At 38.9% G+C, this 14246-nt stretch carries 14 protein-coding genes and 1 tRNA gene; 11 read left to right on the forward strand and 4 right to left on the reverse strand.

Features of this window, described 5'->3' with window-relative positions:
• Positions 1–80: 80 nt before the first annotated feature.
• The 11 genes from DBR40_RS13370 (at position 81) to DBR40_RS13420 (ending at position 10585) form a co-directional block, all read left to right on the forward strand.
• Positions 81–851 (forward strand): PASTA domain-containing protein, encoded by a 771-nt coding sequence (locus DBR40_RS13370; protein ID WP_124560259.1) that lies wholly within the window; start codon positions 81–83, stop codon positions 849–851.
• 17 nt (positions 852–868) lie between these two features.
• Positions 869–1924: an endolytic transglycosylase MltG gene (mltG, locus tag DBR40_RS13375; RefSeq protein ID WP_124560260.1), complete on the forward strand. Its 1056-nt coding sequence runs from the start codon at positions 869–871 to the stop codon at positions 1922–1924.
• Positions 1924–2331, forward strand: a complete 408-nt coding sequence (locus DBR40_RS13380) for an acyl-CoA thioesterase (protein ID WP_039472572.1) — start codon at positions 1924–1926, stop codon at positions 2329–2331. Before mltG ends, DBR40_RS13380 begins: the two co-directional genes overlap by 1 nt.
• An 8-nt stretch (positions 2332–2339) precedes the next feature.
• Entirely contained in the window at positions 2340–3329 is a 990-nt protein-coding gene (locus DBR40_RS13385; protein WP_124560261.1) for a YihY/virulence factor BrkB family protein, read from the forward strand.
• A 95-nt stretch (positions 3330–3424) separates the two neighbouring features.
• Positions 3425–3509 (forward strand) — tRNA-Ser (locus DBR40_RS13390).
• Between the two features lie 183 nt (positions 3510–3692).
• Positions 3693–4658 (forward strand): toxin-antitoxin system YwqK family antitoxin, encoded by a 966-nt coding sequence (locus DBR40_RS13395; RefSeq protein WP_124560262.1) that lies wholly within the window; start codon positions 3693–3695, stop codon positions 4656–4658.
• Between the two features lie 248 nt (positions 4659–4906).
• Positions 4907–5755: an alpha/beta fold hydrolase gene (locus DBR40_RS13400; RefSeq protein ID WP_124560263.1), complete on the forward strand. Its 849-nt coding sequence runs from the start codon at positions 4907–4909 to the stop codon at positions 5753–5755.
• A gap of 635 nt (positions 5756–6390) precedes the next feature.
• Complete coding sequence (locus DBR40_RS13405; protein WP_124560264.1) at positions 6391–7242, forward strand: DUF3347 domain-containing protein; 852 nt, start codon at positions 6391–6393, stop codon at positions 7240–7242.
• Positions 7243–7268: 26 nt separating this feature from the next.
• On the forward strand, positions 7269–7844 hold the full coding sequence (locus DBR40_RS13410) for a DUF3347 domain-containing protein (RefSeq protein WP_124560265.1): 576 nt from the start codon (positions 7269–7271) through the stop codon (positions 7842–7844).
• A 1-nt stretch (position 7845) separates the two neighbouring features.
• Positions 7846–8304 carry a heme-binding domain-containing protein gene (locus DBR40_RS13415; protein WP_124560266.1) on the forward strand — a complete coding sequence of 153 codons (459 nt, stop codon included), beginning with the start codon at positions 7846–7848 and terminating at the stop codon, positions 8302–8304.
• 10 nt (positions 8305–8314) lie between these two features.
• A complete protein-coding gene (locus tag DBR40_RS13420) occupies positions 8315–10585 on the forward strand; it encodes a multicopper oxidase family protein (RefSeq protein ID WP_124560267.1) in 2271 nt (756 codons plus the stop codon).
• A 105-nt stretch (positions 10586–10690) separates the two neighbouring features.
• Here the strand turns inward: DBR40_RS13420 and DBR40_RS13425 are convergent, their stop codons facing one another.
• From DBR40_RS13425 to DBR40_RS13440, 4 genes are all read right to left on the reverse strand, one after another.
• The gene (locus DBR40_RS13425) at positions 10691–10990 is read right to left on the reverse strand and encodes a hypothetical protein (RefSeq protein ID WP_039472556.1); all 300 of its coding nucleotides are present in this window, start codon (positions 10988–10990) and stop codon (positions 10691–10693) included.
• A 42-nt stretch (positions 10991–11032) separates the two neighbouring features.
• The gene (locus tag DBR40_RS13430; protein WP_124560268.1) at positions 11033–11590 is read right to left on the reverse strand and encodes a hypothetical protein; all 558 of its coding nucleotides are present in this window, start codon (positions 11588–11590) and stop codon (positions 11033–11035) included.
• Positions 11591–11751: 161 nt separating this feature from the next.
• Positions 11752–12168 carry a helix-turn-helix domain-containing protein gene (locus tag DBR40_RS13435; protein WP_124560269.1) on the reverse strand — a complete coding sequence of 139 codons (417 nt, stop codon included), beginning with the start codon at positions 12166–12168 and terminating at the stop codon, positions 11752–11754.
• Positions 12169–12294: 126 nt separating this feature from the next.
• Positions 12295–14223 carry a polysaccharide biosynthesis protein gene (locus tag DBR40_RS13440; RefSeq protein ID WP_124560270.1) on the reverse strand — a complete coding sequence of 643 codons (1929 nt, stop codon included), beginning with the start codon at positions 14221–14223 and terminating at the stop codon, positions 12295–12297.
• Positions 14224–14246 lie beyond the last annotated feature (23 nt).

A 14246-nucleotide genomic window follows, 5' to 3' on the forward strand; every position in this document is an offset into this window, starting at 1 on the left:
ATGCCCCTAATCTATTCTACATTCAATAATTAAAAATAGCTACATTTGAGCTTACATGCATAACCCAAAATTTAAGATTCATGTCTAAATTTATAGATTACTTAAAAACGAAATCCTTTAGAAACAACATTTTAGCAGCCGTAATTACCGTTATTGTTTTGCTGCTGATCGCTTTTTTTAGCTTAAGATATTACACCAAACATGGTCAGGGTTTAAATGTTCCATTGGTTAAAGGGCTGCCGTTTGAACAAGCTGTAAAAAAACTCGAAGATGCAGGCTTAAAATACGAAGTAGATTCGGTTTTTATTCTTGACCAACCGGCGGGTATTGTTATCGACCAGGATCCAGACCCTAATACTTTTGTAAAAGATAACCGCACCATTTACTTAACGATTAATGCAGGTAAAACACCCAATACAAAATTTCCTGATATTGCGTTTAAAACCCTTAGAGAGGCGCAAGCCCTTATTGAGAGTTCGCGCTTGAAACTTGGCGATACCACTTACAGGCCTGATGTGAGCCGCGATGTGGTATTGGAAGCTTCATTTGGCGGTCAACCCATTACGGCTGGTCAGATTGTTCCGGTAGGCTCACGCATTAACCTTGTACTGGGCGACGGACGCGGAAATGAGGAAGTAGAAATCCCACAGTTAATGGGCTTAACCATGGACGAGGCTAAATTTAGCTTAAAAGGCTCGAACCTGAGTTTAGGTACCATTATTTACGATGGTCCTGTTACAGATAGCGCTGCAGCAATAATTATCAAGCAAGACCCTATGGTGGCCGATTCGGTGACCAAAGTGGCTATTGGCACCAAAATAAATATTACCTTATCTAACAAACAACAATAATTTCGCATAAAATACCGATGACTGAAGTAGAAAAAAAGAATATGAGTACCGGCAAAAAAGTAGCACTAGTAATTGCACTTGTTGTGATTTTAATAGGCGGTTATTTTGCTTTAAACCTTTACAGGCTATACTTTGCCCCTAACGTTACCGAAAATCAAAAATATTTATACATTAAAACCGGAAGCAGCTATGATGATCTGGTAGCCGAAATAAAAAAGAAAGACCTGGTAAAAAGTATTTCTTCATTTACTGCAGCAGCCGGTAAAATGAACTTACCCAATAGTGTTAAACCAGGCCGTTACCGTTTGTTAAAGGGAATGACCAACCGTACCTTGATTAACCTGATTAAAGCCGGTAACCAGGATCCGGTTAAGCTAAAATTCCATAACATCCGCAAAAAGGAAAACTTTGCTGCCTATTTAGCCAGCAACCTAGAAGCCGATTCTTTAAGTTTCATTAATGCATTAGATTCTACTGCCCTGATTGCCAAATATGGCTTTAACCAGGATAATGTTTACACCATGTTCATCCCAAACACGTACGAAATGTATTGGAACATTTCGCCGGTTGATTTCTTTGAACGGATGCACAAGGAATATGATAAATTCTGGAATGCAGAACGCAAACAAAAGGCAGCAAGCTTAAACCTTAGCCCGGCTCAGGTTTATACCCTTGCTTCTATTGTGGATGGTGAGGCGCTTTACGATAAAGAAATGCCAATTATTGCTGGCCTGTACTTAAACCGTTTAAACAAAGGCATATTGTTACAAGCCGATCCGACAGTAATATTTGCCAATAACGATTTTACGGTTAAAAGGGTAACCGGAAAGCTGTTGCAGGTACAATCGCCTTACAACACCTATAAATATGCAGGCTTGCCTCCAGGCCCAATTATGATGCCGAGCATAAATGCAATAGATGCCGTATTAAACCGCGATAAGAACAATTACATTTACATGTGTGCTAAAGAAGATTTTTCGGGTTACCATAACTTTGCCGAAACCAAGGCTGAGCATGAAGTAAATGCCAAAAAATACCGCGAGGCTTTAAACAAAAGGAACATATTTAAATAATGTATAGCCACAGTACAAAAATACGGGTGCGCTACGGCGAAACCGATCAAATGGGTTATATGTATTATGGTAACTATGCCCAATATTACGAAGTAGGCCGGGTAGAAATGTTGCGCAGTTTAGGCATGAGCTACAGCTCTATGGAAGCAGATGGTATTATGATGCCTGTTTTAGAACTAAAATGCAAATACATTAAACCTGCACTTTACGATCAGGAAATTACAGTAAAAACGATTATAAAAACGTTACCCGGTATCAGGATCTTTTTTGAATACGAGTTGTATAACGAAAAGGAAGAACTGATTAACCTGGGGGCCACCACGCTTGTTTTTGTAGATATGAAAAAAAATAAACCTACAAATCCACCCGAAAATTTTATGGAGAAATTATCGGTATTTTTTAATTAGTATTTACAATGGAATGGTTACATAGGCAATTATTACAACTTAAGCTCTATTCGAGGTTTATCGAATGGACCAAAGGATGTGTTTTGCCTGGTTTTAGTCCACTCCCATTATATACGGTGGCCACTTTCTTTTTCAGGGAAATTGGTAAAGATACCCTGGTTAATAAGGCTTCTTCATTGGCCTACAGTTTTATGCTGGCCATTTTCCCGGGTATTATCTTTCTTTTTACACTTATCCCCTTTATTCCGATAAAAGGTTTCCAGGATCAGCTCTTAAACCTGATCCAACTGGTATTGCCACATAACGCATTTGATGCTTTTGAAACAACGCTAAAGGATATCATAAAAAACCAAAACAGGGGATTGTTATCCTTTGGTTTTTTCTCTGCACTATTCTTTGCAACCAATGGAGTTAAGAACCTGATGAAAGCTTTTAACAAATCATCGTTGATTATCGAAACCAGGGGTTGGTTAAAACAGCGTTTAATTGCATTGATATTAACCGTTATTATCTGTTTTTCGATCATCATATGCATCAGTGCCATGGCTTTAGGCGATGTTTTACTGACTAAAATTAATGACGAATTACACTTAAAAGACAGCTTCCTGGTTTATACAGTAAACTTTACCCGTTGGGCATTATTGGCCGCGCTGTATTTTATTACCATTTCTATTTTATACCGCTATGGCCCATCTCATACCAAAAAGTGGAAACTTTTTAGCGCAGGCTCCTGGCTGGCCACTATTCTGGCTTTTATAACTATCTGGGGCTTTTCTTACTACATTAACCATTTTGGCTCATACAATAAAGTGTATGGCTCAATTGGTACTTTAATCGTAGTGATGATCTGGCTTTACCTCAATTCTTTGATTTTACTCATCGGTTTTGAGCTGAATGCAAGTGTTGATGTAAGCAAAAGAAGTGTAAAAATTATCCGCCCTACCTTCAATCTCTTCAAAAAATCGGAGCCAATAGAAGAAAACATTCAGAAGAAATAATTTTTTCTCGCTCTGTGTTAAGTAATTATCAATTTTATATAAAAAAAACACAATCATAGTTTGCAGATTTAGCCGGAGTTTGTACTTTTGCCTCCGGAAAGCTGGCAGAGTGGTCGAATGCGGCAGTCTTGAAAACTGTTGACTGTAACAGGTCCGGGGGTTCGAATCCCTCGCTTTCCGCCCACAAAAACGAAACCCGACAATAGTCGGGTTTTTTGTTTTCCTGATTTTTTTATATTCTGTATTAAAATGGAAAGCCTAAGAAGGATCAATACATGCTTACACCCTTTAATTGGAATTATGCACATGGTCTCGTTTTTTCACGCGAAGCTCTTTTCTTTACTAATTTCCATATATTTAAGTATGACAAATCGCTTTCTCCTATTATTTTGGTTGTTTCCTGTGTTTTTAAGTGCGCAGTCACGTATTGAACCATTGCCGCCCTTTGGCAGCACGCTCGATTCTATACGTAAGAACACTCATTTTGTAATTGAAAAGTTGGCTTCCAGTTCTGCCTGGATGGTTCATGAATATGATGCACAGGATAGTATAATGACTATAGGAACCTTTCTGGATGAAAAATTAACTATAGCATCCGGAAGATTCAAATACTATAATTATAGTCCACCACATATACAAATTACCTATGATTATGTTACCCATAAAACAGATTCTGTAATTGTACCGGCAAAAAATTTCCTGAGTAAAGTTGGATACTATGTTAATGGTGAAAAAACAGGTATCTGGACTACTTTTAACGCTTCAAAAGAAAAACTATTTGTTGAAACATTAGAACATGGCAAGATGAATGGTTTATACGAAAGTTATAATCATGGAATAGTATCGGTAAGGGGAAATTATGTTGATGATATGAGAGAAGGCGAATGGCATATATTATCAGGAAAAGGTGATACCATGCTAACTGAAATTTACAAAAAAAACAAAGTGATTAAAAAAATCGACTTTATTAAGAATAAATATAGCCACGTAACTAATCCCCGCTCCAAATATGACTTTATTCGTTATTTAAACGCCCAGCTTTCGAAAAAAGGTATCAGCCAATCTGGCACAAAAAAGTCGTTTTATAACATTACCATAGATACAGCGGGAAGAATTATTGAACCAAGCGTAATAACAAGAAATATTGTTGATGAGGATATAAACTTTGAAGTAGATAAGGCTATTATTGATGCTATGTTAAACGCACCCCGATGGGTTCCGGCAGAACAAGATAAAAAGAAGGTCGCGATAAGGATAACGGTTCAACTGGATATTGAATTTAATAAAAGAAGCGTAAGTGTTTCACTAGTAAATCCTTCTAATAATTAAACTAAGCTCTTATTATTTAAACAGACAATTCTGGAGTGATTAATAGAGAAATTTAGTTACCCTTTCGCTAAGCGTTAACTTTAATGAAAGGGAATGTTATTGATCTCATTTTTGCCCATAAGCATGATGAAATAGCAAATAAGTTATTTTAGTTTTCTTCCCGTCTTAAAAACACCGCACAATTGTCGTGTTTACCTATCCCCAATTCAGGGTACATGATGTAAGTTTGAATAAGCAAAATACAAACAATGAAAAATATCATACTATCCTTATCACTGATCATTTTTATAATGACAGCATCTGTGGCGCAACAGAAACCAGCATCGTCCGGATATGCGCCTGTTAATGGATTAAAGATTTACTATGAAACCTACGGCGAGGGCGCTCCGCTGGTATTACTTCACGGCGCCTTTATGACTATTGGCACCAACTGGAGCCAGCTGATACCCGAGCTCGCTAAAACGCACAAGGTAATAGCGGTCGAAATGCAGGGACATGGCCGTACCGCAGACATCGACAGACCTTATTCTTACACAGCATTGGCAGACGATGTTGCCGGATTATTGAAATACCTGAATATTAAAAAGACTGATGTGATAGGTTACAGTTTTGGCGCACCTATATCTTACCAAATGGCAATTGCACATCCGCAGTTGGTAGGAAAACTCGTTATCATTTCAGGCGTGTACAAAAGGGCTGGCTGGCTGCCACAGGTTCAACAGGCTATCAGTGGAATAACACCCGAAGTTTTTGCCAGTTCGCCAATAAAACAAGTTTATGATTCACTAGCTCCAAATCCTTCACACTGGGCGAAATTCATTACCAAAATGGTCAAATTTGCAGCAGAGGATTTTGATTTGGGAGAGGATAACATCAAACATCTTTCCTCACCCGTATTGCTGATCATGGGTGATAACGACGGAGTCGATTTACAGTATACTGCCCGCACCTATCAGTTATTGGGTGGTGGCATACCCGGAGATATGGCTGCAATGCCAAAGTCGCAATTGGCAATTATTGCAGGTGCCAGCCATGTGGGCCTGATGGGTAAAACAGAAATACTATCTGGTCTTATCCTTCCTTTCTTAAGTAAATAAACATTAAGCTGGTGCCCTTCAATAGCCCAATTTGTGAATCAGGAGGTAGGTTCCAGTGCATTGCTTCTATTGGCGGGGCAATTACTCATGACAACCAGACGATCTTAAAAAAAATAAATCATTGTATTTTAATTAATCTATTACCTACCTTTGCTTTGCATTGAAAAATTTAAGAATAGATATTGTTGCAGTATTGCTATTGTGTTTGGGGTCTTTTTTATTCCCAAACCTAAGTTATGCGCATGCTTCAATCTCTGCTAAAAAAATGCACACTTCCTGCTCAAAAAGCCTGGACAAAAAAGCAGCAATGAAAGATTGCTGCCCTACCAAAGCCAACAAAAAATCAAAACACAAAGATTGTAACAACAAGTGTAAACACAACTCGTGCCGTTGCTGTGCTTCCTGCCCTACTGTAAGCGCGGCTTTAGTATGCGATTTGAAAGTTATCAATCAACCACCTGCAGTTGAAAAACAGCAAATCGGTTATAAACAATCCAATTACGCTTTCGGGTTTATTTCTATCTGGCAACCGCCTAAAATAGCTTAAATTAATGGCTGCATAGCCACAAATGCGTCTTTATCAAAGTAAGGGGCGCAGTTTATTATTTAATTTATAGCATTTTAAAATCATCACAATGAAATTGACATCAAAAATATGGATGGTAATAACGCTGTTATTATCGGCTACAAACGCTTTTGCCCAAATCAAAAATGCACAAACAGTTAGCATCCAGGTATCAGGAAACTGCGAAATGTGTAAGAAAACCATCGAAAGCGCTGCGAATATTAAAAGTATTGCGGCAGTAAACTGGAATGAAACCTCTAAAATGGCCAGCATTACCTACAACAACCAAAAAACAAATACCGATGAAATATTAAAGCGAATTGCTTTAGCAGGATACGATAATACGGCTTACCTGGCTCCTGATGAGGTTTATGCAAAGCTACCTGAGTGTTGCCGCTACAACCGGACTTTAAAGCCGGTAAGTAAAATGAAAGAGGCTGCTACGGTAAAAGCAGATCACAATCACCAGGGTGTGTCTGCTGCTGCAAATACAGCACAATTAAAAACTGTATTCGAACAGTATTTTGCACTTAAAGATGCTCTTGTAAAATCAGATGCCAATGCAGCTGGTCTTAAAGCAACAGCATTGCTTAATGCCATTAAAGCTGTAGAAATGGAGAAGCTTAACTCAGCAGAGCATTCTGCCTGGATGGCTGCTGTAAAAACTTTAACAACCGATGTAACCAATCTTTCAAAATCAAAAGATATAACTGATCAAAGGCAAACATTTTCATCCCTTTCTGTAACCATGTATCCACTTGCAAAAGTTGCAAAACAAGATATGCCGGTTTATTACCAGCATTGCCCTATGTATAATAATGGTAGGGGTGCTAATTGGCTTAGCAAAGAAAGTACGGTTAAAAACCCTTTTTACGGCAGTAAAATGCTCACTTGCGGCAGTACGGTAGAAATATTGAAGTAATGGTAACTAAATATAAGAGCGAACGCATGAAAAATTTCTTTTTTTCGATAACTTGTTTAGTTATCATAGCAGTAATACTAATTTCTTGTGGCCAGCAATCAAAAACAGCTGATAGTAGGGCAAAAAACGACCCGAAAGCAGTTAAGACTGATGCTAAAGCTGATACCAAAACTAAGCCTGCCGGCCCATTGCTAACAGCTTACTTAGGCTTAAAAAATGCACTGATTGCCGATGATGCCACTGCAGTATCTGAAGCAGGCAACCAATTATTGAAAGCACTGGGCAAAATAGATCATTCTGCGATTCCTGGCGGTAAATTAAACGACTATAAGGATATAGTTGATGATATAAAAGAAAATGCCACACATATTGCTACCAATGCCGATCAGATAGCGCATCAGCGTGAACATTTCGAATCGTTGAGCAATGATGTTAACGACATGATAAACCTGTTGGGAGCGCCGCAAAAATTATATGTAGACCGTTGTCCCATGTATAATGAAGGTAAAGGTGCCATTTGGATTAGTGAAACCAAAGCAATCAAAAACCCATATTACGGCAAACAAATGCTTACCTGTGGTGCTGTAAAACAAGAATATTAAGATGAAAAAGATGTTAAAAACAGGGGCTTTCCTCCTGTTATTGCTCTTTTTACTTGTTCAATTATACCGGCCTGCCCTGAATATAAAACAAGGGCAGGCCGGTTCGGCAGGTTTTGTACAGTTTTACAGACCGCCGCTTGCAGTAGGGAATATATTGGCCAATTCGTGTTACGATTGCCACAGCAATAACACCAATTATAAGTGGTATCAATACATTCAGCCAGTACAGGTATTTACTCAAGGTCATATCAATTCAGGAAAGGAAGTGCTTAATTTCAACGAATGGAATAACTACCCTAACAGAAAGCAAAAGAGATTGTTACAATCTATTAAAAAGCAGATCGAAAGTAAAAAAATGCCACTCAACTCATACACATTGCTACATCGCAATGCCAGGTTAAATGAGTTACAAGTAAAAACATTAATTAATTGGTTTGAAAACCAGATTAGTTTAAACTAAAAAATATCAGATGAATATATATAAAAACATCGCTAAAATAATATTGCCGGTGCTTTTACTGCTCATTTGCACCAGCCCTTTACAGGCGCAAAAAGTAGTACGCTACCACCTTTACGTAAAAGATACGGTTGTAAATTACGCAAACAAAGAAAAGCGGGCAATTGCGGTTAACGGACAAATTCCAATGCCTACCCTTACTTTTACAGAGGGCGATACGGCCGAAATTGTAGTACATAACCAGCTTAAAGAAAACACATCATTGCATTGGCACGGTGTATTTTTGCCCAATAAAGAAGATGGCGTGCCCTACCTTACCCAACAGCCCATTAAGCCCAATACTACACATACCTATCGCTTTCCAATTATCCAGAATGGCACACACTGGTACCATTCGCACTCGGGCCTGCAAGAGCAGATTGGTATGTATGGCAATTTTGTAATGAAAAAGCGAAGCACGGATAACACCTTTAGAAAGGGAATAGACGATTTGCCAACGCTGCCTGTAGTGCTAAGCGAATGGACAAATCTGAATCCGGACAACGTACACCGGATGCTACATAATGCCAACGATTGGGCAGCTATTAAAAAAGGAGCTACACAATCTTATGCCGAAGCCATTAGGCAAGGTCAGCTTAAAACCAAAGTGAAAAACGAATGGAAAAGGATGACCGCTATGGATGTAAGTGATGTGTATTACGATAAGGTATTAATGAACGGCCAGGTTGCTACCAGTTTAAAAAGTGTGGATGGCAAAACCTTAAAAGCTGGCGATCGTGTACGGCTCCGTATTTCGAACGGGGGGGCGTCTTCTTATTTCTGGCTGCGTTATGCGGGTGGTAAAATGACTGTTGTGGCCAGCGATGGTAACGATGTAACGCCTGTTGAGGTTGATCGCTTAATTATTGCCGTATCAGAAACTTATGATGTGGTGCTTACTATACCCGAAAACGGGATTGCCTACGAATTTATGGCTACCACGGAAGACCGAACCCAATCTACCAGTTACTTTATTGGTAATGGCATTAAACAATTGATTTCGCCACTGCCGCGCCTCAAGTATTTTGATGGAATGAAGATGATGAATGATATGATGAAGATGAACGGCGACCTCGATGATATGGACATGAAAATGAGCCTTAACCAGATGGATATGAACGTGGTTATGTATCCGGAAATTACCGGAGAAGCTTCAAAAAGCGAAGCCCACAATATGAAAGGGATGAATATGGAGCCCGATCCAAATCGCTACAATGCAAATGCACTGGGTGATATTGTTACGTTAAATTACGCCATGCTGAAAGCACCAGCTCCTACCACGCTACCTAAAAACACACCTGTAAAAGAGCTTAAATTTACGCTTACAGGCAACATGAACCGTTACGTTTGGAGCATGGATAATAAAGTGCTGAGCGAAAGTGATAAAATTCCTGTAAAAAAGGGAGAGATATTACGCATTACGCTGTATAACAATTCGATGATGCGCCACCCTATCCACTTACATGGCTTCGATTTTAGGGTGCTTAACGGACAGGGAGAAAATGCTCCGCTTAAAAATGTGCTCGATATTATGCCCATGGAAACGGACACCATTGAGTTTCTAGCAAACGAAGAAGGCGACTGGTTTTTTCATTGCCATATTTTATACCACATGATGGCAGGTATGAACCGGGTGTTTGCTGTAGGAGATTATAAAAACCCACTGTTGCCCGATAAGGCGCAGGCTTACCGCGAGTTACAGAAAGAAAGTAATATGCCGCATTTTATGGCTCAGAACGATTTTGCCACAAACGGCAACGATGGTTCGGCCATGCTGCAAAATGCAAGATGGTCAGTTGGTACCGAGTGGCGACTTGGATATAACAACATGCATGGTTATGAGGTAGAAACACATGTAGGCCGTTACATTGGAAAAATGCAATGGCTAATGCCCTTTATTGGTTTCGACTGGCGTTACCGCAAAATGGGAATGGATGAACACGAAAAAAACATCTTTGGTCAGGTTAACAAAAAAGATAACAGAAGCGCCATAAGCCTGGGGGTAATGTACACCTTGCCCCTGTTAATTGATTTTCAGGCAGAGGTTTACCATGATGGTATTGTACGTTTGGCGTTAATGCGCGAGGATATTCCGGTATCTAAAAGGCTCAGGGCAGGTTTTATGGTCAATACAGATTTGGAATATATGGCCGACCTGAGGTATGTAATTAATAAAAATATGGGCATTCGTACGCACTACGATAGCGATATGGGATTCGGTGTAGGTTTATCGCTTAATTATTAGGCAATGGCCAGAAACAAGAAAAGGCCACTCCTTGCGGAGCAACCTTCCCGTTTCTTTAAGCTATTTTTTAAAATAATGGCTGTTTCTACTTAGCTGAGACAGCCATTATTTTTTTCCATTCATATCCATAAAAATAGATTTAATACCTTCTAAAAGTTCTTTCCTTTCGCTGGCCAGTACCAGCGGAAACCACTCATCGGTATGCAACTCTACCACATGCTCATGAATGAGGTAATGCCTCCCCGACCTTACCCGACGTTTATTGCCTGGAATAATGGTGCCTGAAAGCATTTTGATTATAATTTTGGTAATCATCCTGATGTATTTAGGAGAATCCTCATACTTACAATCAATAAAGAGAATCCATAGTCCATTCATTGTATTATACTGTATACTTGCTTTCATGTACAGAGCTTATTAAAGATGATTACTTAAATATCCCAGCTGTTATAGACTGAAGCCCCAGGCAACGCGGAAGCCTACGAAATTATTGGTGTGATCGCACTTGTAGTATTTGCCGTTACTCTCCCAACGCAGGCCGGCATCGATATAATTGTTGTTATGGAGGTAAAATATCATTCCAAATTGCGGCGCATATAGAAATGCCGCTTTTTTACCTTCAACACAATTGGTTTTATTCAAGAGGAACGAAACGCCAATTTCTGATTGTATGTAAAGATTACTTCTGTAAAAATACTTCAAACCAGTTTTAATAGGCACCAGATGAAGATCATCTACTAAACGGGAATAAGTACCTGAAACAAAGATATTGTTGAAGCCGGTATTTACCGACGCATACAATATACCTTCGGTGATGGGAAATTCGGCTTGTGCAGAAACGCCCAGGGGTGCTTCATATTTTTTAGCTAAATAACCAGTGGCCAACCCAGTTTCGATACCTACCGAATAGCGAATACCTGTGCCACCATAAACTTGCGATTGTGCATATACACCCTGAAAAATAAATAAAGATAATAGCAGAGTTAATGCGTTAATTGTTTTCATGATTTCAAAAATTTAGTGAATAGAAATCCATTACCATAAATAGCGTTATATGGTAAAGCTTTAGAGAGTTAAGAAATAATATTGGAGGCCTTTACAGAATCGTATAGCCTAAGGAGTTATTGGTTTAGTAAGTAAATAATAAGAAAATTTGGGAGTTAAGCCTATGATACGGAACGGTTACTGTTGCGCGGCATGGTGTGGTGTGCCACTGTTTCAGAAACCGTTTTCTCCAAATTGGTATGGCTTAATATTTCGTTGTACTTTTCGAGCAGCTTAATGTATTTATTCATCCAGAAATAGACCGAATTGGCATCGCCTTTGGCAAAATCTTCGGTATGCGCATCAAAAGCTTCACGAATGTTGCTGCTTGTCTTCGCAAAAGTTTCAGGCAGTTCTACCGAAAAATCATGACCGATTACACTTCCTACTTTCCAGATGATTTCGGGGTTAAGGCTTTTCTGATCGAACCAATTGTAAATTGTTCTCCTGCTTACATTTAATTTACGGGATAATTCACTTATTCCCATACGGTCCCGGCGCACAACGCGCTCCAGAACCTGGCCTACATTTAAACTCATAGCGGTTAATTTAATTTAAAACAATATTTAAATTCCATCAACATCGGGGACGACTATGTTACTGCAATTTAATAAAATTTTTGTTAACAAAAGCAAAATATACTTACTGTTTTAACGTTGCGGTAATTAGTTGGCAACCAGTAAATCAAGCTCTTCGTAGCGCGAATTGTTGCTGATATAATCAGGTATAATTTCCTTCATTTTCTTTACCATATTCAGGTCGTTTCCATCATTATTTAATACAATCAGATCTTTAATAATCTGATTTACGTACAGGTAATTATAGGCTACTTTTTGCGAAATTTTAATTTTAGGATGGTGTGTAGCCATAATTTCCTCTTCCATTAACAGCAGTTCTTCGTATAGCTTCTCTCCCGGCCTTAAACCAGTAAAAACGATATCGATATCGCTATACGGGGTTAAACCGGCCAGCTTAATCATATTGATTGCCAAATCGACTATTTTAATCGGTTTACCCATATCAAATAAGAAGATCTCGCCACCTTTGCCCATGGCCCCGGCTTCCATTACCAGTTGCACGGCTTCGGGTATAGTCATAAAATAACGGGTTATTTCCGGATCGGTAACCGTTATTGGTCCACGGCGCTCAATCTGGCTTTTAAACCTCGGGATAACCGAACCGTTAGAACCCAATACATTACCAAAACGGGTAGTTACAAAGCGTGTGCGAGCGGCATGTGTAGTAATTTCGCCACTTGGCAAAGTTTCGGGACTGTTTAACGATTGGATATAAATTTCGGCCAGACGTTTTGAAGCGCCCATAACATTTGTGGGTTTAACCGCTTTATCGGTCGATATCATCACAAATTTTTCTACTCCAAACTCCAATGCCACATCAGCCATGTTTTTGGTGCCTAAAACGTTGGTTAAAACAGCTTCTGCCGGATTATCCTCCATCATAGGTACATGCTTATAAGCCGCAGCATGGAAAACGATTTCAGGCTTATACAACTCAAACAGCGTACGGATGCGGTTTATATTCTGCACATTGGCCATAAATATTTTTATATGGGCTGCTTGGAAATTATCTTCAAGCTCTAATTTCAGGTCGTGCAAGGGTGTTTCAGCCTGATCACAAAGGATAACCATTTTAGGGTTATAATGTAAAGCCTGCCTAACAATTTCTGATCCAATTGATCCCGCAGCGCCGGTAACCAAAATGCATTTACCCGATAAATCTTTGAGAATATTCTTTTTGTTTAGCTTAATTGGTTCGCGTTCTAAAAGGTCTTCAATTTTTAAATCCCTCAATTGGTGCGAATCGAGCTTACCGTAGAGCCATTTATCAGATGGCGGTACCATGATTACTTTAATGCCCTGGTTAACGCAGATATCGATAATTTTCTTTTTGTTTAAGGTATTTAAAGCATCTTCGGCAAACAATATTTTTTTAATACCATGTTTTTCTTTTAAAAGCTCAACCGAGCAGGAATGGTAAACTTTTTTCTGTTCGAGGTATTTATCTACACGGTCGCGGTTATCATCAATAAAGCCAACAATATTCAGGTTCGAATCTTCATTTTGTTCGATGGCATTTTTGATTAGAATGGCTTTTTTCTCGGCTCCGTAGATGAGGATATTCTCTTTTGTTTCTGATTTAAGTTCTTTAAAAAAGTAAAATACTCCTTTAACCAGTGTACGCATTAGAATGAGCAGCGATGAGGAAATAAAGAAATTCAGGATCAATGCTTTATCCATTTGGCTCCAAAGCAACTGAAATCTTTGCGAAAGGATTTTATTTACGCTGATGAAAAGCAAACTGGTAACAAAAACTGCCAAAAATACCCGTAAAATATCTTCAGTATTAGAGTACCGGATAATACCGGTATGGATGCGTAGTGTAATAAAAACGCCTGCTGCAATGGCGCAGTAAAGCGCTACATACATGAAATTACTGGCGTTAAAAATTTCCTGGTAATTTAGGGTGTGCGTTAATAAAATAGATATAAACAAGGTCCAGATAACAATCATCTGGTCGATGAGTAAAATTAACCATCTAGAGTGCGCCTTGTCGGGGAAGAAGAACTTTTTCATAACTGAGAATCATTAAATAAAGC

The sequence above is a fragment of the Pedobacter sp. KBW01 genome (assembly GCF_003852395.1).
Taxonomy (GTDB): domain Bacteria; phylum Bacteroidota; class Bacteroidia; order Sphingobacteriales; family Sphingobacteriaceae; genus Pedobacter.